Origin of the sequence: Mesorhizobium sanjuanii (assembly GCF_002529485.1) — a bacterium.
Lineage (GTDB): Bacteria > Pseudomonadota > Alphaproteobacteria > Rhizobiales > Rhizobiaceae > Mesorhizobium > Mesorhizobium sanjuanii.
Genome location: NZ_NWQG01000105.1, coordinates 1 through 25,066, shown reverse-complemented (window position 1 = coordinate 25,066; position 25,066 = coordinate 1). Strand labels below are relative to the sequence as shown.

20 protein-coding genes are annotated in these 25,066 nt (G+C 62.0%); 9 read left to right on the top strand and 11 right to left on the bottom strand.

The genetic code is table 11. From position 1 onward, the window contains the following. The first annotated feature begins 55 nt into the window (after positions 1 to 55). From CN311_RS17140 to CN311_RS17120, 5 genes are read left to right on the top strand one after another with little or no spacing between them, the layout of a single operon-like run. On the top strand, positions 56 to 1,126 hold the full coding sequence (locus CN311_RS17140; protein ID WP_097574943.1) for a polyamine ABC transporter substrate-binding protein: 1,071 nt from the start codon (positions 56 to 58) through the stop codon (positions 1,124 to 1,126). A 6-nt stretch (positions 1,127 to 1,132) separates the two neighbouring features. Continuing rightward, positions 1,133 to 1,993: an ABC transporter permease gene (locus CN311_RS17135; protein WP_097574942.1), complete on the top strand. Its 861-nt coding sequence runs from the start codon at positions 1,133 to 1,135 to the stop codon at positions 1,991 to 1,993. A gap of 1 nt (position 1,994) precedes the next feature. Then, the gene (locus CN311_RS17130) at positions 1,995 to 2,777 is read left to right on the top strand and encodes an ABC transporter permease (RefSeq protein WP_097574941.1); all 783 of its coding nucleotides are present in this window, start codon (positions 1,995 to 1,997) and stop codon (positions 2,775 to 2,777) included. Next, positions 2,774 to 3,838: an ABC transporter ATP-binding protein gene (locus tag CN311_RS17125; RefSeq protein ID WP_097574940.1), complete on the top strand. Its 1,065-nt coding sequence runs from the start codon at positions 2,774 to 2,776 to the stop codon at positions 3,836 to 3,838. Before CN311_RS17130 ends, CN311_RS17125 begins: the two co-directional genes overlap by 4 nt. A 3-nt stretch (positions 3,839 to 3,841) precedes the next feature. After that, positions 3,842 to 4,603: an MBL fold metallo-hydrolase gene (locus CN311_RS17120; RefSeq protein ID WP_097574939.1), complete on the top strand. Its 762-nt coding sequence runs from the start codon at positions 3,842 to 3,844 to the stop codon at positions 4,601 to 4,603. Positions 4,604 to 4,606: 3 nt separating this feature from the next. On the opposite strand, the gene CN311_RS17115 is transcribed toward CN311_RS17120, so the two are convergent. Both CN311_RS17115 and CN311_RS17110 read right to left on the bottom strand, forming a co-directional pair. Next, positions 4,607 to 5,608 (bottom strand): glycosyl transferase family 90, encoded by a 1,002-nt coding sequence (locus tag CN311_RS17115; protein ID WP_097574938.1) that lies wholly within the window; start codon positions 5,606 to 5,608, stop codon positions 4,607 to 4,609. A gap of 100 nt (positions 5,609 to 5,708) precedes the next feature. Continuing rightward, positions 5,709 to 6,641, bottom strand: a complete 933-nt coding sequence (locus CN311_RS17110; protein WP_097574937.1) for a hypothetical protein — start codon at positions 6,639 to 6,641, stop codon at positions 5,709 to 5,711. Between the two features lie 252 nt (positions 6,642 to 6,893). Here CN311_RS17110 and glf point away from each other — a divergent pair, with 252 nt between their 5' ends. Further along, on the top strand, positions 6,894 to 8,126 hold the full coding sequence (gene glf, locus CN311_RS17105; protein ID WP_097574936.1) for a UDP-galactopyranose mutase: 1,233 nt from the start codon (positions 6,894 to 6,896) through the stop codon (positions 8,124 to 8,126). On the opposite strand, the gene CN311_RS17100 is transcribed toward glf, so the two are convergent. Next, the gene (locus CN311_RS17100) at positions 8,036 to 9,043 is read right to left on the bottom strand and encodes an NAD-dependent epimerase/dehydratase family protein (protein ID WP_097574935.1); all 1,008 of its coding nucleotides are present in this window, start codon (positions 9,041 to 9,043) and stop codon (positions 8,036 to 8,038) included. The two genes, glf and CN311_RS17100, sit on opposite strands and share 91 nt — an antisense overlap. Positions 9,044 to 9,617: 574 nt before the next feature. Here CN311_RS17100 and CN311_RS17095 point away from each other — a divergent pair. Beyond that, positions 9,618 to 10,391: an NAD kinase gene (locus CN311_RS17095; RefSeq protein WP_097574934.1), complete on the top strand. Its 774-nt coding sequence runs from the start codon at positions 9,618 to 9,620 to the stop codon at positions 10,389 to 10,391. Between the two features lie 190 nt (positions 10,392 to 10,581). Then, positions 10,582 to 12,177, top strand: a complete 1,596-nt coding sequence (locus tag CN311_RS17090) for a DEAD/DEAH box helicase (RefSeq protein ID WP_165779731.1) — start codon at positions 10,582 to 10,584, stop codon at positions 12,175 to 12,177. An 81-nt stretch (positions 12,178 to 12,258) separates the two neighbouring features. On the opposite strand, the gene CN311_RS17085 is transcribed toward CN311_RS17090, so the two are convergent. The 7 genes from CN311_RS17085 to CN311_RS17055 form a co-directional block, all read right to left on the bottom strand. Further along, positions 12,259 to 12,867 carry a hypothetical protein gene (locus CN311_RS17085; RefSeq protein ID WP_097574932.1) on the bottom strand — a complete coding sequence of 203 codons (609 nt, stop codon included), beginning with the start codon at positions 12,865 to 12,867 and terminating at the stop codon, positions 12,259 to 12,261. A gap of 245 nt (positions 12,868 to 13,112) precedes the next feature. Continuing rightward, positions 13,113 to 13,763, bottom strand: coding sequence for a YiaD family glycine zipper/OmpA-like lipoprotein (locus tag CN311_RS17080; protein WP_097574931.1), 651 nt, complete (start codon positions 13,761 to 13,763; stop codon positions 13,113 to 13,115). A gap of 156 nt (positions 13,764 to 13,919) precedes the next feature. Then, positions 13,920 to 14,288, bottom strand: coding sequence for a GFA family protein (locus CN311_RS17075; protein WP_097574930.1), 369 nt, complete (start codon positions 14,286 to 14,288; stop codon positions 13,920 to 13,922). A 235-nt stretch (positions 14,289 to 14,523) separates the two neighbouring features. Further along, positions 14,524 to 14,901, bottom strand: a complete 378-nt coding sequence (locus CN311_RS17070; RefSeq protein WP_097574929.1) for a hypothetical protein — start codon at positions 14,899 to 14,901, stop codon at positions 14,524 to 14,526. 356 nt (positions 14,902 to 15,257) lie between these two features. Next, positions 15,258 to 16,389 (bottom strand): peptide chain release factor 2 gene (prfB, locus tag CN311_RS17065; RefSeq protein ID WP_097574928.1). Its coding sequence is split into 2 segments (ribosomal slippage): positions 15,258 to 16,322 and positions 16,324 to 16,389, totalling 1,131 coding nucleotides; the frame shifts between segments, so codons are not numbered across the junction. A gap of 222 nt (positions 16,390 to 16,611) precedes the next feature. After that, a complete protein-coding gene (locus CN311_RS17060; protein WP_097574927.1) occupies positions 16,612 to 19,068 on the bottom strand; it encodes a penicillin-binding protein 1A in 2,457 nt (818 codons plus the stop codon). 214 nt (positions 19,069 to 19,282) lie between these two features. Beyond that, the gene (locus CN311_RS17055) at positions 19,283 to 20,545 is read right to left on the bottom strand and encodes an N-acetylmuramoyl-L-alanine amidase (protein WP_097574926.1); all 1,263 of its coding nucleotides are present in this window, start codon (positions 20,543 to 20,545) and stop codon (positions 19,283 to 19,285) included. Between the two features lie 649 nt (positions 20,546 to 21,194). Between CN311_RS17055 and CN311_RS17050 the strand changes: the two genes are divergently transcribed. Further along, positions 21,195 to 24,104, top strand: a complete 2,910-nt coding sequence (locus CN311_RS17050; RefSeq protein WP_097574925.1) for a ribonuclease E/G — start codon at positions 21,195 to 21,197, stop codon at positions 24,102 to 24,104. 106 nt (positions 24,105 to 24,210) lie between these two features. On the opposite strand, the gene CN311_RS17045 is transcribed toward CN311_RS17050, so the two are convergent. Continuing rightward, positions 24,211 to 24,999, bottom strand: a complete 789-nt coding sequence (locus CN311_RS17045; protein ID WP_097574924.1) for a heme ABC transporter ATP-binding protein — start codon at positions 24,997 to 24,999, stop codon at positions 24,211 to 24,213. Positions 25,000 to 25,066 lie beyond the last annotated feature (67 nt).

Genomic DNA, 25,066 nt, shown 5'->3' with positions numbered 1-25,066 from the left:
TTTAGAATTGGTTCAATTTTTTGCAAGAAGCCAGTAAGGCAAGGGAGAACACTCGATGTCCATGAATTTTACGTCCGTTCTGAAAACCCATTTGCGTGCCGCAACCGCGGCTGCAGCCCTGCTGCTCGCGACCGGGGCTCAGGCCGCGGATCTCAACGCGTTGATCTGGTGCGATCATGCCGACCCGGCGCTGCTGCAGCCTTTCGAGGAGGCCAATGGCGTCAAGGTCAATGTCAAGGAGTTCGAAGGCACAGGGGCAGGCCTGGCCATCGTCGAACAGTCGCAGCCGGGCGACTGGGACGTGATGGTGATCGACTCGATCGACATCCCGCGAGGCGTCGAAAAAGGCCTGTTCGAACCCTTGCCGGAAGACAAATTGCCTGTCGCCGATCTCTTTCCCGAGGTGAGGATGGACGGTTCCACCGTCGTCGACGGCAAGCGCTACGGCATCACCGAAAAATTCGGCTACAACACCATCGGCTACAACAAGACCAAGGTCGACCCGGCCGACATGCAGTCGATGGCAGCCCTCACCGGCGACAAATACAAGGGCAAGATCGCCATCTATGACTACTACCTGCCGGTCATCGGCATGGCGGCGCTGGCCATCGGCAAGAAGACGGCGGAGCTGACCGAGGCCGACCTTCCCGCCATCAAGGCCGAACTTCTCAAGATGAAGGCCAACGCCAAGCTGGTCGGCGAAGTCACCGCCAGCCAGACGGCGCTGGCGACCGGCGAGGTCGATATCCTGGTCGGCGGCGGCGAATGGGTGACCGCGGGGCTGGCCAAGGAGAACCCGGCGCTCGACTTCTCCATCCCGAAAGAGGGCGCGGTCCTGTGGTCGCAGTCGCTGGCGATGTTCAAGGACTCAAAGAACAAGGACATGGCGCTGAAGTTCATCCAGTACATCATGAGCCCGGAAGGCCAGGCGCGGCTTGCCACCTCCTCCTGCTACTGGGGCATGCCGGCGAACGCCAAGGCGGCGCTCACCGACGACCAGAAGAAGATCCTGCGCTTCGACGAGCAGCCTGGCTTCCTCGCCCGCGCCCAGTCCTACCCGGCGCCGAACCCCGATCTCGACAAGAAGATGCAGGACGTCTGGACCGAAATGCTGCAGGCGCAATGAGCGGCCATGAGCGCTAGCGGGAACGCCAGGCGGACCCTGCCTTGGGCGCCCCTGCCCTGGGCGCTGGTCACGCCGGCGCTCGGCTGGACGCTGCTGTTCTTCGTGCTGCCTTTCCTGGCCATGGGGCTTTCCAGCCTCACGGCGCATGACGGCGGCGCCTTCACGCTCGCCAACTACAGCCAGTTCTTCGCCAATCCGGCCTATTGGCGCGCCATGGTGAACTCGCTCGAGGTGACCGCCATCGTCACCGTGATCTCGGTGCTGCTCGCCTACCCCTTTGCCTGGATCCTCGCCGAACAGGTGCCCGAGCGCTGGCAGCGGCTGGCGCTGATGCTGGCCGTGCTGCCGTTCTGGACCTCCTATGTCGTGCGCTCCTATTCCTGGCTGCTGGTGCTGGCGCAGAACGGTGTCGTCAACCGGGCGCTGACCAGCCTCGGCCTGGTTGCCGAGCCGCTGCAACTCGCCAACACGCGTTTCGCCACCGTCACCGGCTTCGTGCATTTCTTCGTCATGCTGTTGACGCTGACCATCTTCGCCAATCTGAAACAGCTCAGCCCGAGCTACCGCAAGGCCGCCGCCGATCTCGGCGCCGGGCCGGTGCGCACTTTCCTGCATGTCGTGCTGCCGCTGACATTGCCCGGGATCATGGTCGGCGCCTTCCTCACCTTCGTGCTGTGCATCGGCGACTACATCACGCCGCAGATCCTGGGCGGCAACAACGAGCTTTTGATGCCGCAACTGGTGATGATGCAGATCGGCCGGCGCGGCGACTTTCCGCTGGCGTCGGCGCTGTCGATCATCCTGATGGCGGTCGTCACCGTCGCCTACCTCGCCTGCGCCCGCTGGCTGAAGATCGAGCGGGCCTGAGATGCGCGCTCTTGGCCGCATCGCGTCCTGGCTCTACGCGCTTGCCGTCTATGGCTTCATCTTCCTGCCTGTGGTCGTGCTGGTGCTGTTTTCGCTGCAGGCGACATCGTTTCCGATCCCGCCCTTCACCGGCCCGTCGCTGCGCTGGTACGAGGCGGTGCTTTCCGACACGCGGCTGACCTCGGCGCTGGTCAATTCGCTGCTCGTCGCCATGCTTTCTTCGCTGGCCGCAGTAACGCTCGGCTTTCTTTCCGCCTGGGGGTTTGCCCGCTTCACCCTCCCAGGCTCGGCCCTGCTGCGCGGGCTGATCACGCTGCCGCTGACGGTCAGCTATCTCATCATCGGCATGGGGCTCTTGGTGCTGTTCAACTGGGCCGGCGTGCCGAAATCGCTGCTGGCGGCCGGCATCGGCCATGTCGTGATCAACCTGCCGCTCTGCTTCGCCATCATCTACAGCCAGATGGGCGACCACCAGATCAATATCGAGCGCGCCGCGCGCGACCTCGGCGCACCCGAATGGAAGGTGCTGCTTTTGATCACCGTGCCGGTCATGGCGCCAGCGATCTTCGCCGGTTTCTTCCTGTCGATGACCTTCTCCTGGGACGAGTTCGTCATTTCCTTCCTGTTGACCCGCTTCGATACAACGCTGCCGGTCGAGATCTGGAACCTCTTGCGCTCCGGCCTCAATCCCAAGACCAATGCCATCGGATCACTGGTCTTCGCCGTCTCCATCGTCCTGGTGGTGCTGTTCGAACTGACGCTGTTGCGGAGAAAGCCGGCATGACCGCGCCCCTGGTCGATATCCGTGCCGTCTCGCACCGCTTCGGCCAGCAGACGGTCCTGAAGAACGTCTCATTGCAGATCGAACCGGGCAGCTACACTATCCTGCTAGGCCCTTCGGGCTCCGGCAAGACCACGCTGCTCTCCATTCTCGGCGGCTTTGTCAGCCCGAGCGAAGGCAAGGTGTTCATACGCGGCGAGGATTGCACCGCCGTGCCTCCGGCGAAGCGCCCGACGACCACGGTGTTCCAGGACTATGCGCTGTTCCCGCATATGAGCGTCGGCGCCAATGTCGGCTTCGGCCTGCGCATGCAAGGCGTCGATGCCACAACACGCGCCGCCAGGGCGCGCGAGGCGTTGGCGCTGGTCGGCCTGGCGTCCGCCTTCGACAAGAAGCCGCACCAGCTTTCCGGCGGCCAGCGGCAGCGTGTTGCGCTGGCGCGCGCGCTGGTCATCGAGCCGGCGGTGCTCTTGCTCGACGAGCCGCTCGGCGCGCTCGACCTCAAATTGCGCCGGCAGATGCAGGACGAGCTGAAGGCGATCCAGAAGCGGGTCGGCACCGCCTTCATCCATGTCACCCACGACCAGGAAGAAGCGATGGCGCTGGCCGACCATTGCGTGGTGATGAATGACGGTCGCATTGAGGACGAAGGCCCGCCCGAGCGCGTCTATGCGCGGCCGGCGACACGCTTTTCCGCGACCTTCATGGGTGAAAGCACTATCCTGCAGGGAAACGTGACGGAGGCGAAGAACGGGACGATCTCGGTCGCGACATCAGCCGGCGCGGTCCTGTTGCCCGCTGCATTGCAGCCAGGCGCGAAAGTCGCCCTCGCCATCCGGCCGGAGCACCTTGTCCTCGGCGCGGCCGGAGGCGCGGTTGCGCTCGGCACGGCCGAGGTAAGCGACGTCGTCTTCCAGGGCAGTTTCAAGCGCGTGCTGGCCACCTCCACTTTAGATGCGCGATTGCAGTTCGTCGCCAGGGCCCCGGCTGCGGCTGCCGTCCAGCCGGGCGACACAACAGCGGTTTCATGCAACGCTGACGACATCATCCTGCTGACGGAGTGAGCGATGGGCATGCTTCCGGTCATCGGCGCCCCCAACTGGTACGAGACAATCCGCATGGGCGACGGCGTGACGCTGATCCATGAGCCGTGGATCAAGCCGTTCTTCCGCTGCAACATCTGGCATGTGCGCGGCCGCGACCGCGATCTCCTGTTCGATACCGGCCTCGGCCATTTCAGCCTGCGCTCCCACGTGCCGCTGGTGACTGAGCGAAAACTCACCTGCGTCGCCAGCCACACGCATTTCGACCATATCGGCTGCCATCACGAATTTCCCGACCGCTGCGTGCATCGCGCGGAGGCCGAAATCCTGGCCGACCCTCGCAACGAATGGACGGTCGCCGACCGCTATGCGACCGACGAGATGTTCGATGGCATGCCGCAGGGATGGGACACGGCGCGCTACCATATCCTGCCGGCGCCGGCCGACCGGTTGTTGGAAAATGGCGATGTCGTCGATCTTGGCGACCGGGCCTTCGAGGTGATCCATACGCCAGGCCACTCGCCGGGCGGGATCGCGCTCTACGAAAACAGGACGGGCATCCTGTTATCCGGCGACATCATATATGACGGCCCGCTGATCGACGATGTCTACCATTCGCTGGTCGATGACTATGTCGCAACGCTGCTTCGCATGCGCGATCTCGATGTCACGGTCGTGCATGGCGGCCATTTCCCGAGCTTCGGCAAGGTGCGTTATCGCCAGCTTGTCGATGACTATCTCGCACACAAGCGGCAAGCCGGCTGCCATCTGCCGCAGGCCCGATAAGCATCAGCTTCCACGCGTCCCGTGCCGAGCTGTCGCGGCAATCCGGCGCGGCCCTCCGTTGGATGGCTGCTTCACACCGGATTTCAAATTGCCACCGGCAGCCACGTGATCTTCAAGCAAGCGGGCCCATGCGGCCACCGCGGCCGAGCGCGTCAGGTGGGTTCGCGCGAATTCCTGCGCCTCGGCCGCTATTTCGGCCTCCATTTTTGGATTGGCACGCAACCATTCGATACGCTCGACCAGGTCGGACATGTTTCGTGTCACCGGGACATAGTGACGGAACGGCTCGATGTCCCTGAAGAACCACTCATGCCATGGTCGTTCCTGCATCAGCACAACACGTCTGGTGTGGAGCAGCAATTTTAAGCGACCGCTGTAGCCCGCACCTTCCACGTCAATCATGTATCTGTATGTGGCTGCCTGTTCCTCCATGGTCTTGAAAGCGCCGGAATATTGCACGGACGCGGGGTCGTATTCAGGCGCGGTGTCGTAGGCCTCCAGGAGATCGGGCCGGACTGTCGCGGCCCTGACTGTCGCCTTGCGCGCGTCGTTCATGCAGCGCCCTGCCCAAAACGCGATGTTCTTGCGTGGCGGCCCTTCCGACGCGGCTGCCATCGCCGACGTTTTTTTATCGAAGTCGTCGAATTTCGCCTCCGGCCAGCCATTGAAGGTGAAATCAGGCGCGGCGATCTCGGTATATCCGTCTGCCGACGAAAAGCCGAAACGCGTTCGGTGCCTGAATCTCTTTTTAAACGGCGCATCGGCCAAGTTGACATAGAAAGGCGGAATACTACGAACGCCGAGCGATGCCAGCGCTTCGGCAACAAGGGTTAGGACTTGTACGTGCCTTTGAAGCCAGACAGCGCGGAAACTAGCCTCCAACCCTCCCCTGCTGAACTGGCAGTACATTTCGCCTCGATTGAGCCTATGCACCAAGCCGCCTCCCTGTTCGGCGATGCGAACAGATAGGGGCAGATTCGGGATCACCGCCTTGAGGCCCGCCATTTCAACGATGCTTCCCTGAGTGGTTATGTGCGAATTTTGATAGCGGTTCCGGCGAGTCAGACACTTGCGGAAGGCGGATCAGCCGCCGCCCCGCGCAGGGTCAGCCGGCAACGATTGCGGGAAGCGAGATCGTGTATTTCGGCGGCCGGCCTCTTTTGAGCTTGCGCCACGGCCTTAGCCGATCCTTCAGCCGGATAGCGGGTATCTGATAGACCGGAGGAGCCAAGCCAGCGAGTTCATAGTATCTGTCCAGAATGTTCGTCTGCAGAAGGCGGCGTTCCTGGGTGAAGAAGCTGAAATGCGCCACGACCAGATCGCCGAGCACCTTGCCTGGACGATCGAGTTTTGCCGGCAGCGTTGCTGAAAGCCATTCTTCCTCACCACCATGGTCGCCGCCTGGCGGAAAGAAACCATCGCCAAGCTCGACTATGTCCGATCCGAAAAAGCCGATTGCGTTGATCGAGAAGCGCGACAGCCTGATCTCCCGGTCCGGCACGCGGAAATCGCCGAGCCGATTGGTCCGGACGGCTTCGATGAAGACCGGATGAAGCGCCTGCGGAAAACTTGCATGAGCCCAGGAGAACTCGCATGAAGCCTGGCACGTGAGCGGTCCCTCGACCAGAACCTTGGACAGGTACTTGATCATTGTATTGCAGATCGCATTGTTGATGATCAGCGGCGCGTACCAGAGGGCCGCCCCCTTCTCCGCCATGACCCGTTTCATGAAGCGGGCGAAGAAGCCTTCCTCCAGAAAAACCACGTCATCGTCGAGGCGCAGATAGAAAGCATCCGCGTCGTCGCAGAAGCGGAAGAAATCGCCGATCGCATTGTTGCTGCCGTCGGCTTGGGGAAGCGTCTTTATCACGCAGCGCTTATCTGTCGCAGCCAGGCGTTGGAGGTAGGCACGATCGGCCTCGTTGCGACAATTGTCCCACAGATGCCATTCGTAAACATCCGCGCTTTTCAGGACATGATGGCTGAGCAAGCGAAGATATCTCTCGCGGCCGGCCGGAGTTACGACAATCAACTTCATGGGATGGTCACGTCCTGCCGTGGCCGCAGATCTGCCGCCGCTTTTTCCGATGACACTTGCGAGCGATCGCCCACATCGGCCGCGCCGGTCATAGCAGACATGAAATCGGTTGGCATCCGCTACTTCGACGCATAGGACCGTCCATCGGAGCGTCTGATCTTCCCTGGCTTCGACGGACCCCGACGGTGACCCTTCGCGCTCACCCCGGTTTGGTGTAAAGGCCGGCCTCAAACCTCAAGAGCAGGTATACGAATGAACGACAACGTGCTGAACGGTGCCGCAATCCTTATCGTCGGCGCTGGATTTTATGGCGCGACGCTCGCCGAGCGCATCGCCACGAAGCTCGGCCGGCGTGTACTGGTGATCGATAGGCGCCCGCATATCGGCGGCAATGCCTACACCGAACCGGATCCGACCACAGGCGTCGAGATACACCGCTACGGGCCGCATCTCTTCCACACATCGAACGAAGAGGTCTGGCGTTACCTCCGGAACTTCACCGACTTCAGCGCCTACCGTCACCGTGCCTTCTCGACCCATCGCGACCAGGTTTATCCGCTGCCGATCAACCTCGCCACGATCTGCCAGTTCTTCGGCCGGCGCTTCAGCCCCGACGAGGCTCGCGCCATGATTGCCGAGCAGTCGTCCGAACTTGGCGACCGTTTGCCGAGCAATCTCGAGGAGAAGGCGATATCCCTGGTCGGACGGCGGCTCTACGAGGCCTTCATCAAGGGCTACACCGCCAAGCAGTGGCAGACCGACCCGCGCGAGCTACCCGCGCAGGTCATCACGCGCCTGCCCGTCCGCTACAATTTCGAGGACGGCTATTTCAACGACCGCTTCCAGGGCCAGCCGCTGGACGGCTATACGGCGATCTTCGAGAAGATGCTCGCCCATGATCTCATCGAGACGAGGCTTGGCATTGACTTCTTCGATATCAGGAACTCGCTGCCAGAGGGCGTGCCGGTCGTCTACACCGGTCCGATCGACCGCTATTTCGACTATGCCGAAGGAGAACTCGGCTGGCGAACCATCGACATCGAACTGGAGATCATGGATACGCCGGACTATCAGGGCACCTCGATCATGAACTATGCCGACGAAGCCGTGCCCTATACACGCGTGCTCGAGTTCCGGCATTTCAACCCGGAGCGCCAGCATACAAGCGGGAAAACGCTGATCGGCCGCGAATATTCGCGTTTCGCGCGCCGCGCCGATGAACCTTATTATCCGATAGATACACGCAGGGACCAGACGATCTATGGGCGCTATATCGCGCGCACGGGCCGGGAAAAGAACATCCATTTCGGCGGCCGCCTGGGCACTTACCGCTATCTGGATATGCACCAGGCCATCGGCTCGGCCCTCAAGGCGTTCGAGACCGTGTTCGAACCCTATTTCGAAGGACGGCTGGACTCCGTGTCGCGAAATGCCGGCGCAACGGGGCCGGCGTCAATAGCCGCCATATGTTCCCGAAACCAATGAAGGGTGCGCTCAATGCCATCCTGATAACCGGTTTTCGCTTTCCAGCCAGGGAGAATGCGTCTGGCCAAAGTCAAATCCGGACACCGATTTGTCGGATCCTGGGGGGCTGGCGGACGATGCTCGATGGAGCCGCCCGGAACAAGTGAGCAGACGAATTTTGCGATCTGCAGCACGGGCACCTCGCAATCGTTTCCGATGTTCAGCGGGCCTCGATGTGAGATGTTGTCGCGCCAAAAGAAGCGCTCCAGTGCGTCGACGATATCGTCGACATGACCCCAGCTCCGCGATTGAGAACCGTCGCCGTACACGGTCAGGATTCCGGTTGTCAGGGCCTGACTTATGAAGTTCGAAATCGCGCGGCCGTCGTCGATCCGCGTTCGCGAACCATAGACGTTGAAGAGCCTCACCACTCGGACGTCAAGGCCGTCGACACGTTGCGTCTCGAACAGCAAGGACTCCGTGCAGCGCTTGCTTTCGTCATATGACGATCTGGGTCCGGTGCAATCCACGGAGCCCCTGTAGCTCTCGGGCTGTGGGGAAACCAGCGGATCGCCATAGACTTCCGAGGTCGAGGTGAAGCAGAAGCGGCCGCCCGGTTTGAGCAAGGTCAGAAGATTGAGGGCTCCACCCAAATTGGCCTTGATGGTGCGGGCCGGCGAGCGCATGTACCAGGGGGGCGACGCAGGCGAGGCAAGGTGGATGATCTCGTCGAAGCGTCGATCGGACCGGAAGTTCTCGACGTCCTGGATTTCCAGGCTCAGGCGTGGATCGGCGATATGCGCAATGTTCTGCCGCGACCCTGTCCACAGATTGTCGACGACAACCAAGGTCTCCAAATCGGCGCGTAGCAACAGGCGGTCGATCAAATGTGAACCGATGAAGCCGCAGCCTCCGGATACCAAAACGCTGCGCGCCATAAAAAATTCAACCCCTCGACGTCGGCCGTCCAAGGCCACGTGACTCTTCCGCCAAGCGTCATGTAGATCGCGACCGACGCCAATTGCAATGAGCGGCTTGGCGTAGGCTGTGTATTCACGGCTGAGGAACCGCTAAAGCGTGTCCCGTTTGAAGGAATTCAGGCGGCGCGTTCCGGAGCCTGGCGAATTCACAGCGCCCTTTGCGGGCACGGCGTGCCGGCGGCGTCACCGCAGCGTGAAGCCGTGGGCTGGGGTCGGAAACTCATTTCTTCGGACTGGCGCACCAGTTGGGCGAAGGCCAGGGCGAAACCTCCCAGCATCAGGAAGACGATAATCAGGCGTGCCAGTGGCAATAGATCGGCCTCGACTGGTTAGCCCCCACGCCGCCCGTCCGCTGTCGGCTAACATGATCGATCCGGCTTTACGAGAGCTTAAGCCTGGCCTTAACCATCACATTCGCTTGTGCCGCGACACGATGCGCGAACAATCGCCCCAGCGCCTCCCTTTGCAGAAATGCCCGCCCATGCTACCCCGGCGCTGGCGCAGCCCAGCAACCGGCCGCCACTCGGGAGCCATGAGCAAAGCCGCCAGCCCTTTCGCCTTCGTCTCCTCCGGCACCGCCGACGCCAATGCGGCGCTGGAGAGCCTTTCGGCGCGCTATGGCCAGACACCGATCGAAGAAGCCGAAATTGTCGTCGCGCTCGGCGGCGACGGCTTCCTGTTGCAGACATTGCGCGACACGATGAGCACGGGAAAGAAGGTCTACGGCATGAACCGTGGCACCATCGGCTTCCTGATGAACGAGTACCGCGCCAGCGGCCTGGCGGAGCGCATCGCGGCTGCGGTTGCCGAAACGATCCGTCCGCTGGAGATGCTGGCGGTGACGCATGAAGGCGAAACGGTCTCGGCGCTGGCGATCAACGAGGTGGCGCTGTGGCGCCAATCCTATCAGACGGCCAAGATCCGCATTACCGTGGACGAGCAGGAACGGCTGGAGGAGTTGAACTGCGACGGCGTGATGATCGCCACGCCGGCCGGCTCGACCGCCTACAATCTGTCAGCTCACGGACCGATCCTGCCACTCGACGCGCCGCTGCTGGCGCTGACTCCGGTCAGCCCGTTTCGTCCGCGCCGCTGGCGCGGCGCGCTGCTCTCCAACAAGGCGACTGTGCGCTTCGATATTCTGGAGCCGGAAAAGCGGCCGGTGAACGCCGCCGCCGACCACACCGAAGTCAAGGCGGTGACCTCGGTCACGGTCAGGGAGTCACCGAATGCGACGGCGACACTGCTGTTCGATCCCAACCATTCTTGGAACGAACGCATCCTCACGGAGCAGTTCCGCTACTGAGCCAGCGCCTGTCCGCCGCCTGATTAAGCATCGCGATTAAGGTTACAACTTCACAATCGTGCTGATCCCGGCTGTTTCTGTTGACAAATCGCAGGCTTGCGCCTATCGCAATGCACAATATCGCAGGCGCGTGGCGCTTGCCGCGACGGCTACCGTTGCGCCCCCGAACTCAGCCAAAGACAGCCAACACTTGTCCTCAGACACCCAGATCGCTCAAGAAGCGTTGACTTTCGCAGACCTTGGCCTGTCGCCAAAGGTCCTTTCCGCAGTCACCGATGCCGGATACACCCAGCCGACGCCAATCCAGGCTGGCGCCATACCGCACGCCTTGCTCGGCAAGGATATTTTAGGCATCGCCCAGACCGGCACCGGCAAGACGGCATCGTTTGTGCTGCCGATGCTGACGCGCCTCGAAAAAGGCCGGGCACGCGCCCGCATGCCGCGCACGCTGATTTTGGAACCGACGCGCGAACTCGCCGCGCAGGTCGAAGAGAATTTCATCAGATACGGCAAGAACCACAAGCTCAACATCGCTCTGTTGATCGGCGGCGTGTCCTTCGACGAGCAGGACAAGAAGCTGGAGCGCGGCGCCGACGTGCTGATCGCGACGCCCGGCCGTCTGCTTGACCATCGCGAGCGCGGCAAGCTGTTGCTCAACGGCGTCGAGATCCTTGTCATCGATGAGGCCGACCGCATGCTCGACATGGGCTTCATCCCCGACATCGAGCGCATCTGCGAGATGATCCCGTTCACGCGCCAGACGCTGTTCTTCTCGGCGACGATGCCGCCGGAGATCACCAAGCTCACCGAGAAATTCCTGCATGCGCCGGTGCGCGTCGAGGTCTCGAAAGCGGCGTCCGCCGCCACCAACATCATCCAGCGGCTGGTCAAGTCCGGCTCGAAACCCTGGGACAAGCGCGAGACGCTGCGCAACCTGATCAAGGCCGAGGATGCGGAGTTGAAGAACGCCATCATCTTCTGCAATCGCAAGGTCGAGGTCTCGGAACTTTTCCGCTCGCTGCTGAAGTATGATTTCGATGCCGGCGCGCTGCATGGCGACATGGACCAGCGCGCGCGCATGCAGATGCTGGCCAATTTCCGCGACGGCAAGTTGCGCTATCTCGTCGCCTCGGACGTCGCGGCGCGCGGCCTCGACATTCCCGATGTCAGCCATGTCTTCAACTATGACGTACCGATCCACGCCGAAGACTATGTCCATCGCATCGGCCGTACCGGCCGCGCCGGACGCTCGGGAAAATCCTTCACCATCGCCACCAAGTCGGACACCAAATACATCGACGCCATCGAGCGACTGATCGGCACCAAGATCGAGTGGCATGACGGCGATTTGTCGACGGTGGTCGCCAGCGAAGGCGAGGACGAAGCACCGCGTCGTGGCCGTGGCGCCCCGCGCCGCGCCGGCCGCAAGGACGACGACCGCAAGAATGGTGGCGAGCGCAAGCCACGTGGACGCCACGCCAAGCCCGGCGAAGACGCGGCACAGGAAGCCACGCGCGAGGAACAGCCCGATGTCGCCGAGGCAGCGGTCGCCGACATCGGCGAACGGCGTGCACGCAAGGAAGCGATCCGTTCGGAAAACAGCGAACGCCAGGCTTCACCCGACCGGAAGCCCTCATCCGACCGCAACGCTCAGCGCACGCCGGAACGTGGCGACAGCAAACCGCAGCGCGACCGCCCTGCCCGCCATCGCCAGGAAGACAATGACGCGACCGTCGGCTTCGGCGACGACATGCCGGCCTTCATGCGGATCATCGCCAAGGTCTGACAAATCAAATGGAGGAGCGGTTCAGCGATGCCAAAATCGTTGAACCGCCCTAACGCGTGCCACGCTGCAACCGGGTAGCCGTCACATCGGTCCGGGCATCATCTTGGTCGGTTTCTCCAGCATCGGGAACTCGGCCTCGCTGCATTTCACGTTCGGGTTCGTCGGGCTGAACATGCCGTTCGGGTTGTCCCTGAACAGCCACGCATGAAGATCGTAGTGGACGAACTCCTTCGGGATAAGGGGATAGTGCCCCTCCATCGGTCCCTGGAAGACCTGGCCAAAGAGCTTCGGAGGTTCCTTGGTGTCTGGAGTCAGAGGCACCAGCCATTCCACGCCTACCAAGTGCAGGCCTTTCTCGGTCGGCTCATAGATCAGCACATTCGGGCGCATCGGGTCGAGCTCCTGGCCGACGCTGGGGACGTTGACGAAATGGATGCCCATGGCGCCCTCCGGGTAATCCATCGCGCCGGATATCTTTTCTCCGCTGTAGTGGACGCAGCCGACGGTCGACAGATAAAGGTCGCGTATGGCGGCCGTGTAATCTTCATACTTGGCCAGCGATTTTTTCAAGGCTTCGATGTCGGCCTTGTTGGCGTCCTCGGCCTGGGCCGTGGCCATGCCAAGCCATGCACCAATCACACCTGTCAAAACGAGGACGCCGCAACGCCCAAGGCGAGTTGTTCTTGTCATGCATTCCTCCCAGATTTTCTGATCTGGCCGTGCAAGACCGAGGCGTCAAAGATGCTGATTGCGCGGCCGATTTTTACTGCCTCATCCCCTCTGGAACAGCGTCGATGCTAATCCTTTCCGCGGTTGCGCGAAAGCAGTTCGTTAGAACTAGCTAATGCTCTTCGTTGGGCGGCGGAGCACAAACGTTCATAGACACAAAAACGGCCCCGAAACGGGGCCGTTTTTCGCATTTGGTGCCGTATTGTTCAGGTGAGCGGCGAAAGCTGGATCTCGACGCGGCGGTTTTGTGCGCGGCCCTCGGCCGTGGCATTTGAGGCGACCGGACGCGTCTTGCCGAAGCCGGTAACGGCGAAGCGGCGGGGATCGACGCCCTGCCCGGACAGATAGTTGGCGACCGCCAAGGCGCGGCGCTGCGACAGGTCGAAATTGTGCTCGGCGCTACCGGTCGAATCAGTGTGGCCGAATACGTCGACCGTGGTCTGCTTGAACTTCTTCAGCACAAGCGCCACCGAATTCAGGACGTCATAAAAGCCGGGCTTCACGGCATCCTGGTCGACATTGAAGGTGATGTCGGACGGCATGTTGAGGATGATCTGGTCGCCGGTGCGGGTGACGCTGACGCCGGTACCCTCAAGCTGCCGGCGCAGTTCCGCCTCGTTCTGGTCCATGGTAGCGCCGATGGCGCCGCCGGCCAGCGCACCGATGCCGGCGCCGATCAGCGCGTTGCGGCGATCATTGCCGCCGGCAAGCAGGCCGACGCCGGCGCCGGCCAGCGCGCCGAGACCGGCACCGGCCGCGGTGTTGGAGATCTTCTGGTCTCCAGTATACGGATCGGTGGTGGTGCAGGCGCTCATGAGTACAGCCGTCGCCACAACGACGAGCACAGTCTTTTTCATCGGGTAGTCCCTCTCCAAACCGCGGTCGCGCCGAAGGCGCGCCAAATCAGCCCTTCCTGCGTCGTTGTAACATGAAATGCGGCGAAAAACGGAACGGGAAAAGCGGCTGACCATGGCTTTTCCCGCTCAATCACGGCCGCTGCGTCGGGCGATCGGCTACCAAAGATTCTTGCCGTCGATGACGACGACTTCGACCTTGTCGAGGTCGAAATCGTCAAACAAGCGCGAATTCACGCTGATCTTGGGATTGTCGAAATCCGGCTTGCCGGTCGACCAGTCCGGCGTTTCGGTGAAGGTGCCGCAGCCGCAGGTCGCGCAGAAACCATGCTTTACGGTTTTCGATCCCCACCTGTAGAACGAGACATTCTCGAGCGGGCTGGTGAGCTTGAATTGCGAAGGGGTGTAGTAGGCCCACAACGAACCACGCTTCGAGCAGAAGGAACAGGTGCATTGGGTTACGGTTTGCGGTGCTTGCGAAACCTCGAATGTCGTTGCCTTGCAGTGGCAACTTGCCTTGATGACCATGAAAAAGTCCCTTGTCCTTGTCCGCCGGACCCGAGGCGACAAGGCACCATAGACGAGCCTTCCTGACAACCCTGCGTCAATAGCCCGTCACCGAGGACATCCGCCTATCGCATCGGCCCGAAAATCGAAATCATTCTGCTGCGCTGACCTTCGGTTCGGAAAGCACGATGCGTAGATTCAAAAGTATTAGAGCGTATTTTGTGCGTCCAAGTGGACGCACGTCGCTCTGATACGCTCAGTAGGAGCGCGGCGGCACGAACAGGCAGATAGTCTTGCCGGCGTCGAGGCCAGCCTGATGAGCGCACCAGTGGAACTCGCCATCCGGGCTGTCCTTGACGCGCTTGTCGGTCATGGGAACAACCTCGCCCGTGCCGGCAATCACATAGCCCTCGGGTTTTTCCAGGACTTCGCCCGTATGCGTCGTGCGGCAATCATAGTTCGCACAGCAGGCGAATGGATAGCTCCAGCCTTGCGGCTTCGCCGCGGTCGGCGTGGCGTCGTGTGCAAACGCAGGTGCCGTCAGCACCGCGATCGCCCCGGTTGTGAACAAGGAAAGCAAGAGGCGGCCCGCCGTTTGTGCGGCTGAAGCCGATCGGATCATTGAAGCAGGCATGGGCGCAGTCCTATCAAACGAGTTATCAAGCGTTTCGCTTGCCCCGCCCGGAACGTGTCTTCCCAGTAGCCGGATCGTCAGGTCGCAGATATGCCGCGTCCGGCCATAAATGCTTTTACTCCCAAGCCCTGGATGCTGGGCTGATTCCTTGGTTGGCGCAAGAAATTGCTGATACTCAGCCCAACAACCGACTGCATCAATTCCGAAAACCGCAAACGGTTCCGGAAGGGATCGCGCACGATCGATAAAATATTAGAACACTCTGTTATAAGTCGTTTTCGACACTCGGCTCCAAATCTGGAACCGAGCCGGCCTGCTCAACGACAGGGCGGCCTTCGCGGCCACACCGTGGGCCGTCAGTCGATGTCAGCCACCACTTCGCCGGCGCCGCCCTCGATGCGCTGCGACAGCGAAGCTTCCATGAAATCGTCGAGGTCGCCATCCAGCACGCTCGACGGGCTTGTGCTCTCGACGCCGGTACGCAGATCCTTCACCAACTGATAGGGCTGCAGCACGTAGGAGCGGATCTGGTGGCCCCAGCCGATATCGCTCTTCGACGCTTCGGTGGCATTGGCCACCGCCTCGCGCTTTTTCAGCTCTTCCTCGTAGAGCCGCGAGCGCAGCATCTCCCAGGCTTTCGCCTTGTTCTTGTGCTGGGAGCGTTCGGCCTGGCAGGCAACCGCGATGCCGGTGGCCAGATGGGTGATGCGGACGGCCGAATCGGTGGTGTTGACGTGCTGGCCGCCCGATCCGGACGAGCGATAAGTGTCGATGCGGACATCGGATTCGGAAACGTCGATCTCGATCGTGTCGTCGATGACGGGATAAACCCAGACACTGGCGAAAGACGTGTGGCGACGCGCATTGCTGTCATAGGGCGAAATGCGCACGAGACGGTGGACGCCGGATTCCGTCTTCAGCCAGCCATAGGCGTTGTGGCCCTTGATCAGCAGCGTGGCGGACTTGATGCCGGCTTCTTCGCCGTCATGCACTTCCAGCACCTCCACCTTGAAGCGGCGCCGCTCGGCCCAGCGCGTGTACATGCGCAGAAGCATCGAGGCCCAGTCCTGGCTTTCCGTGCCGCCGGCGCCGGCATGGATTTCGAGATAGGTGTCGTTGGCGTCCGCCTCGCCCGAAAGCAGCGTCTCGATCTGGCGGGCCTTTGCTTCGCCGCGCATCGAGCGGATCGAAGCTTCAGCCTCGGCGACGACGCTCTCGTCGCCCTCTTCCTCGCCAAGCTGGATCAGGCCGACATTGTCATCCAGCGCCTGGGTGAGACTTTTGACCGCCGCGATGCCTTCCTCCAGGCCCTGGCGCTCTCGCATCAGCTTCTGCGCTTCCAGAGGTTCGTTCCATAGGCTGGAATCCTCGGCGCGCACATTCAGGTATTCAAGCCGCTTTATGGCCTGATCCCAGTCAAAGATGCCTCCTCAGCAGGGTTATCGCCTGCCTGATCTCGTCGACGATGTTCTGCGTTTCCGCGCGCATGGCTGAGTTTTTGTCCTGTTTTGGAAATAGTGCCCGGAGCGCTTCCACTCCCGGTCGGCGCGATACATAGGCACGGCACCGCCGCCTGTAAAGCCAAATGGCCAGCCGGCAAGGCAATCGCTCCGGTGAATTCGCGCCTTGCCCATCCGGCGTCAGGCCGGGCTGGATCTGCGCGGCGGACCAGGCAAGCCGACCGACTGGGCCGACCGAACAGGCCGACCGTCAGTAGAGGCCGCCGCCGCCAGACTGGATGGCCTGGTTGGCCTGCGGCGACAGCGCCCCGCCAGAGGCGTTGGATCCATCCGCGCCCATGCCGATCACCCAGTAGCTGTCGGCGGGACCGGTGCCCGGCTTGAAGGCTTCGATAATGGTGCCTGCTGCGCCCTCGCTGGCACGCATGCCGGTCTTGCGATTGATGGCGATCAGCTTCATACCTTCGGGGACCTGGAAGTCGACATTGGGCGTGCCGTCCAGCGCCACGCGCATGAAGTCCTTGAAGATCGGCGCGGCGAGGCCGCCGCCGGTCGCGCCTTTGCCGAGACCTTTCGGCTGGTCGTAGCCCATATAGAGGCCGACGACGAGATTGGGCGTGTAGCCGATGAACCAGGCATCCTTCTCGTCATTCGTCGTTCCGGTCTTGCCGGCGATGTGGCGGCCGAGTTCGGCGACGGTGGCGCCGGTGCCGCGCTGGACGACGCCCTCCATCATCGAAGTGATCTGATAGGCGGTCATCGGATCGAGCACCTGCTCGGAATTATCGACAAGTTCCGGCTCGGGCTGGTTCTGCCATTCGGCGGCATTGCAATTTTCGCAACCGCGTTCGTCCTGCTTGAACACCGTCTTGCCGTAACGGTCCTGAATGCGGTCGATCAGCGACGGCTTGATCGACTTGCCGCCATTGGCCATGATCGAATAGGCCGACACCATGCGCATCACGGTCGTCTCGCCCGAACCCAGCGCCATCGGCAGATACGGCGCCAGATGGTCATAGACGCCGAAGCGCTCGGCATATTCCACGACCAGCTTCATGCCCATGTCGTTGGCGAGGCGCACCGTCATCAGATTGCGCGACTTCTCGATGCCGGACCGCAAGGTCGCCGGTCCCGCCGCCGTTCCGTCGTAATTCTTCGGAGTCCAGGTCGTATTGCCGCTCTGGATGGTGATCGGCCCGTCCATGATCACCGAGGCCGGCGTATAGCCGTTGTCGAGGGCGGCCGAATAGACGATCGGCTTGAACGAGGAGCCCGGCTGTCGCATGGCCTGCGTGGCGCGGTTGAACTCGGACTGCGCGTAGGAGAACCCGCCGACCATGGCCAGAACGCGGCCGGTATGCGGATCCATGGCAACCATGCCGCCTTCCACTTCAGGAACCTGGCGCAGGCTGTAGGCGTTGTCCGAACCTTCGTTCTTCTGCACGAAGATGACGTCGCCCGGCTTCAGCACCTCCGCCGGCGATCTTGCCTTGACCGTCTTGCCATTGACCACATGACGCATGGCGAAGCTCATGTCCTCGCGGCTCACCGTGCCCTCGATGCGCTCCTTGACGAGGTCGCCCGAGACCTGCCGCGTTGGCTTAAGGCCGATGGACAGGCCGGTTGCCGAACTGTCGAGCACGACGGCGAGCGACCATTCGGGCACATCCTCCAGCCCCTTGACGCCGCTCAAAGGCACACCCCAGTCGCCTGAGATATCGATGTTCTTCACCGGCCCGCGATAGCCGCGCAGCGTATCGTATTTAAGCAATCCGTTCTGCATCGCCTTGCGCGCGATGAGCTGCATTTTCGGATCGAGCGTCGTGCGCACGGACAGGCCGCCCTCGTAGAGCGCGTTCTCGCCATAGCGTGCGATGATCTGGCGGCGCACCTCCTCGGTGAAATATTCGCCGGCGAACAGATAGGGGCCGGTGCGGCGTGGCGTGACGCCGAGCGGTTCGGCCTTGGCCTTCTCGCCCTCTTCATGCGTAACGTAGCCATTTTCGACCATCTGGTCGATGACCCAGTTGCGGCGCTCCAGCGCGCGGTCGGTATGCTTGAAGGGATGGTAGTTGTTGGGGCCTTTCGGCAAGGAGGCCAGGTAGGCTGCTTCCGCCACGCTGAGCTCGTTCACCGACTTGTCGAAATAGGTGAGCGCGGCGCCGGCGACGCCATAGGCGCCGAAGCCGAAGAATATCTCGTTAAGATAAAGCTCCAGGATCCGGTCCTTCGAATAGGCCTGCTCGATGCGGAAGGCGAGGATCATCTCCTTGATCTTGCGCTCGTAGGTCTGATCCGAGGTCAACAGGAAATTCTTCGCCACTTGCTGGGTGATGGTCGAGGCGCCAACCTGGCGCCTGCCCGATCCGAAATTCTGCAGATTGACAATGACCGCGCGGCCAAGCCCGGTCATATCGATGCCGGGGTGGTTGTAGAAATTCTTGTCCTCGGCCGACAGGAACGCCGCCTTGACGCGGTCCGGTATTGCCTGGATCGGCAAATACAAGCGCCGTTCGCGCGCATATTCAGCCATTAGCGCGCCGTCCGACGCATGGATGCGGGTCGTCACCGGCGGCTCATACTTGGCCAGGACCTCGTAGTCGGGCAGATCCTTCGACAAATGGCTGATATAGATCGCCACGCCCGCCGCGACCAAAAGGGCCAGCGCCGTGCCGATGCCGAAGAAATAGCCAATGAGACGAATCATGCCCGCTCCAGTCCTTGGTTCGGGAATCTCCTAAACGAAGCCGCCTTTCGCGCAAGCTTTCGAGACGATCCCGATCCGCATTCGAAAACCCATGTCGCCATCATGTGGGTAAAATACGGCAGGCCAGGATTTCGGTTTCGAATACCTGACAATAAAGGCACGGGGTGTTGTCACCGTGCAACGCTGCCCCTGGTTGTGGGCGATGGCTGGCATGTCAGCCGCCGGTTCCCGCCCCCGCCTTGGCTGAGGCAAACAGCGCGACGGCGTTGGTTATGCTCTGGGCCGCCTTGCCGCGCCAATCGGCGCTGAGCAATTGCGCCTCGTCCTTGGCATTGGAGAGATAGCCGAGTTCTACCAGCACGGAAGGCACATCCGGCGCCTTCAGCACCTTGAAGCCGGCCGAACGCTGCGGATTGTTGATGAGGCCGACGCTGCTGGAAAGCTGGCCGACCAGAGTATGGGCGAAACTCATCGAGAAACTGTGCGTTTCGCGGCGAATCAGGTCGATCAGGATATCGGTCACTTCCTTGTTGTCGTCCTTGATCTCCATGCCGGCGAACTGGTCGGAGAGGTTTTCACGGTCGGCAAGCGCCTGGGCTTGCGGGTCGGAAGCCTTGTCGGAGACGGTGTAAACGGTCGCGCCACGGATGCCCTTGAGGCTGATCGTATCGGCGTGGATCGAGATGAGCAGGTCGGCCTCGTGCTGGCGGGCAATGCGCACGCGGTCGTCCAGCCGCAGGAACACGTCGCTCTCTCGTGTCATGAACACGTCGTATTTGCCGACCGCAGCAAGCTTGTCGCGCAATTCGGTGGCAAAGGCGAGCGTGACGTTCTTCTCGATCGTGCCGTTCAGGCCCTCGGCGCCGCCGTCGATGCCGCCATGACCGGGATCGATGACCACGGTGAAGCGATGGCCCGGATTGGAGACCGGGCCGGTACCGACCCGGCCGCCCTTGTCGGCGGAAGCCGTCGAACCGGTGGTCAACGCCTGATTGGAAAGTGCGGCGTCGAATTCGCGCGCGGACGCCGCCGACATGTCTATGGCGATGCGGTAGCCATTGCCGTCCTCGTTTTTGAGCACGTCGAGCCTGTCTATGGCGAATGGGCCCTTGCCGGTGAGGATCAGCCGCGAGGCGCCCTCGCCCAAATCGCCGTAGCGCACGTGCCTGACCAGGCCACGCGCCTTCACATCCTTGGCATTGATGGCGAATCGGGTGCTTGGCAGATCGATGACCAGGCGGTTAGGGCCGCGCAGGAGGAACCATTTGACGTCGGGTTCGCGATCGAAATTGACGACGATGCGCATCTTGGTGGCGTCGCCGGCCATTTTGTAGCTCGTCGCAAGAAGCGGCGTCTCGACGGCAAAGGAAACCGGCGGGAAAGCCAGACAAACGGCAAACAACAGCAGCAGGCAGGCGGCACGGGAGAAAATGCCGCCGACACGCCTGCCCTTGTCCGTGAAACCTGCCAGTCCCATTTCTTTCCAGTCGCTCAGGTTTGGCGCCAGAAGGCGATCGTCTTGTCGAAGTGCCGGTCAAGCCGCGAACTCGATTAACGATTGGTATCCAGAGAAGGTTAACCAAGCCTTTTCATGCAAGGTCCAAACCCTGTACCTGCCGTAACGGAACTGCTTTTTGCCGGCATCGGAAATCGGGGTTGCCTTCCAACCCGCCAAATCATAAAAGCGATGGTGGATCACTGCAATCCTGGAACCGTCCTCTTCCGCAGCTTCCTGCTACAGGTCAGACGAAAGGCGGCTCCTTCGCTTCAGGCGAAAAGGCATCAGGTGATCGCGACGAATTTCGCAGGTGTAAGCCCGTGGCGGGGGAAGCGCCTGCGTGAGGAAAACGGCCGGGATTGTTCCGCGCCGGCTCTGTACGAGCAAACAAGCTGGTCCGGATTTCCCGGGCTTTGGTTCAAAAAGGATCCGCTGGTTACGATGGCTTCAAGCGCAATCATGGAAAGGTCCGCAGCAAACCGCGCCATTGTGGCAGCGGGCGGCACCTCCATGGCGCTCAAGCGGCGGCCGGCGGACGTTCAAATGTCCGGCACCCATGTTCACCCGCAGCGAAGGGCTTTGCCCCGCAAGCTGCAAGCGATGACGGCTGTCGGCGGGAAACGAAATAATGCCCAACAAAATGCTGATAGACGCCTCCCACCCGGAGGAAACACGTGTTGTCGTCGTTCGCGGTAACCGTATCGAAGAATTCGACTTTGAATCCCAGGACAAGAAGCAGCTCAAAGGAAACATCTATCTCGCCCGCGTAACCCGCGTCGAACCCTCCCTTCAGGCAGCCTTTGTCGAATATGGCGGCAACCGTCACGGTTTTCTCGCCTTCAGTGAAATTCACCCCGACTACTACCAGATCCCGGTCGCCGACCGTCAGGCGCTGTTGCGCGCGGAAGCGCAGGAGGCTGAGGACGAGGACGAAGAGGACGGCGAAGGCGAAGACCGCCAGAGCCGCGAACGCGGCCGGCGCGGCCGCCGTCGTGGCGGCAAGAGCCGCGATCGCGGCGAGCACAAGCGCGACGCAAGCACGGCCGATTCTGCCGATTCCAATGAGAGCGGCGGTCATAATGAGAGCCATGAGGATGCGGTCGCGGAAAATGTCGACGCCGCACCTGAACATGATAACTCCGCAGCCGATAGCGCGGATCACGGCGAGGACGTTGCCGACCGTGGCGAGGATAGCGCTGACGCTGAGACCGAGGCTTCCGAAGGCGGGCCCAATTCCATTGCCGCCAGCATCGAAGCGGATGTGATCTCCGAAGCCGTGCTGCAGGCAGAGCCTGCGGGCGAAGCCACCTCGAGCGACAATGATCGCGGTTTGCTGGAAGAGGTGCAATCCTCACACTCGGACGACCATGAGGTCGAATCGGTCGGCGCCGAGGATGCGCTGGATGAAGTGCGCAATCGCCGCAAGCCGGTGCGCCGCCAGTACAAGATCCAGGAAGTGATCAAGCGCCGGCAGATCCTGCTGGTGCAGGTCGTCAAGGAAGAGCGCGGCAACAAGGGCGCGGCACTCACCACCTATCTATCGCTTGCCGGCCGCTATTCGGTGCTGATGCCGAACACGGCGCGCGGCGGCGGCATTTCGCGCAAGATCACCAGCGCGGTGGACCGCAAGCGGCTGAAGGAAGTCGTCGCCGATCTCGAAGTGCCGCAAGGCATGGGCGTTATCCTGCGCACCGCCGGCGAAAGCCGCACCAAGGCCGAGATCAAGCGCGACTACGAATATCTGATGCGGCTTTGGGAAAACGTCCGCAATCTGACTCTGGAGTCCACTGCCCCTGCCCTGGTCTATGAGGAAGGCAGCCTGATCAAGCGCTCTGTGCGCGATCTCTACAACAAGGACATCGACGAGATCCTGGTCTCCGGCGACGAAGGCTACCGCGAGGCCAAGGATTTCATGCGCATGCTGATGCCGAGCCACGCCAAGGTCGTGCAGCCGTTCCGCGACACGACGCCGATCTTCGTGCGCAATGGCATCGAGGCACAGCTCGACCGCATGCTGCAGCCGCAGGTGACGCTGAAGAGCGGCGGCTACATCATCATCAACCAGACCGAAGCGCTGGTCGCCATCGACGTCAATTCGGGCCGTTCCACCAAGGAGCACTCGATCGAGGACACCGCGCTTCACACCAATCTGGAAGCGGCCGAGGAAGTCGCGCGGCAACTGAGGCTGCGCGATCTTGCCGGCCTGATCGTCATCGACTTCATCGACATGGAGGAGAACCGCAACAACCGCTCCGTCGAGAAGCGGCTGAAGGATCACCTCAAGAACGATCGCGCCCGCATCCAGGTCGGCCGCATCTCGCATTTCGGCCTGATGGAGATGTCGCGCCAGCGCATCCGCGCCAGCGTGCTGGAATCGACGATGAAGCCCTGCCCGCATTGCGGCGGCACCGGCCATGTGCGCTCCGATTCGTCCGTGGCGCTGATGGTGGTGCGGGCGATCGAGGAATTCCTGCTCAAGGATTCGCGCAGCCACATCACGGTGCGGACGCCGGCGGCGACCGCGCTCTACGTGCTCAATCACAAGCGCGGCACGCTGGTCGAACTCGAAAGCCGCTTCGGCCTGACCATCACCGTCGAGGCCGACGACACGGTCGGCGCCCAGCATTACGCGATCTTCCGCGGCGCGCTGGCCGAAAAGCCTGAGGGCTTCGTCGAGGCGCGCAGCTTGCCCGCCTATGTCGAGCCGGAAGAGCCCGAGGACGAAATCGTCATCGAGGAGGAGGACGAGGCTCCCGTGCAAGCGGAGCAGCCGCGCCACGGCCAGCAGCCACAGCAGCCAAGGTCCGGCGAGGATGGCGAAGGTCGCGATCGCAAGCGCCGCAAGCGCCGCAGACGGCGTGGCGGCAAGGACCGCGACCGCGAGCATGGCGCGCCGGTGGAAGATGCTTCCGCCCCGATGCCGGCGGCTGACGCCGTCGAAGCGACAAGTGATGAAGATGCTGGCGATGAACATGCCGAAGCAGGTCAGGAAGCACCGGTCGGCGTTATCGATGCCCAGGACGCTTCTGATGACGGCCAAGGCAAGAAGCGGCGGCGCGGCAAGCGCGGCGGCAAGCGCAATCGCCGTGAAGACGACGAAGACGCGAGCGCCGGCGAAGCAGCGACCGCGTCCGAGGCCGACGCCCCGCAAAGCGAGCCTGTAGCAATCGAACCGGTCGCAGCAACACCGGTCGAAGAGCCTGCGGTTCTCGCTCCAGCCAATGACGACGCGCCGAGCACGGAGAAGCCGAAAAAGCCGCGCCGCGTCGCCAAGCCCAAGAAGGCGGCTGCGGAAACTGCCGCCGCAACTGTAGCGGACGTTCCCTTGGCAGCCCCGGCCGAACCCCTTGCGCCCGTTTCGGAAGAAATAGCGGTGGTGGCTTCCGATGAAACGCCGAAGGCCCGCCTGTCGCGGCGCAAGCCCGCGCCGGTGGATGCTCCGGTCGAGCCGGTCGTCTCCTCGACCGTCGCCGACGAAGCCAAGACTGAAGAAAAGCCGAAGCGTGCCGGCTGGTGGCAGCGAAAAGGCTTTTTCTAAGGTTTTCGGCTGCTTGTTGACCATCTGACAAAAACCGCGCCGTCGAAAGGCGGCGCGGTTTTGCCTGCTTATCGAAGGTCGAATCTGAAAAACTGTCCCGGCCGAGCTAAGCCGCCGACTGCGGCAACACGAACGGCATATTTCCCGGCGGCAGCGCACCGACCTTCAGCCGGCAGTCGAACACTTTTTCGATCAGATCATCGCTCAGCACATCCTGCGGTGAGCCGGTGGCGGCGAGCCTGCCGCGGTGCATGACGAAAATGCGGTCGGCATACATGGCCGTCAAATTGAGGTCGTGCAGGATGGCGACCACGCCGCCGCCTCTTCTTGCAAAATCGCGGGCGATGTTCATGATGATCAGTTGATGCTTGATGTCGAGGCTGGAAACCGGCTCGTCGAGGAACAGATAGCGCGGCTTGCCGTCGAGCACCGGCGCCCAGACCTGGCAGAGCACGCGGGCAAGCTGCACGCGCTGCTGCTCGCCGCCCGAAAGCTCCTGATAGAAACGACCGGCAAATCCGTCGAGATCGACGCGCGCCAATGCCCGTTCGGGCAGCCGCTCGTCCTCGCCGGGCAACACGCCGGAGCGTCCGCCGACCAGGCCGAGCCTGACGATCTCGCGCACCGTGAAGGGGAAGGACAGCGTCGTCGCCTGCGGCAGCACGGCACGCACTGTCGCGGCCTCGACTGGCTTCATCGCCGAGAGATCACGGCCGTTGATGGCGATCCGGCCCGAATAGGCAAGATCGCCTGACAACGCCCTCAGGAAGGTCGTCTTGCCCGATCCGTTGGGACCGACGATCGCCGCGACTTCGCCGGGCCGCATGTCGAAATCGACATTGGCGACAATGCGTTTGCCGCCAATCGCCGCCGAAACATCCCGCGCTTCAATCATGAAACCCATCTCACAGGTCGACGACGCCGCGTTTGCGCAGCAGTATCCACAGGAAGAACGGCGCACC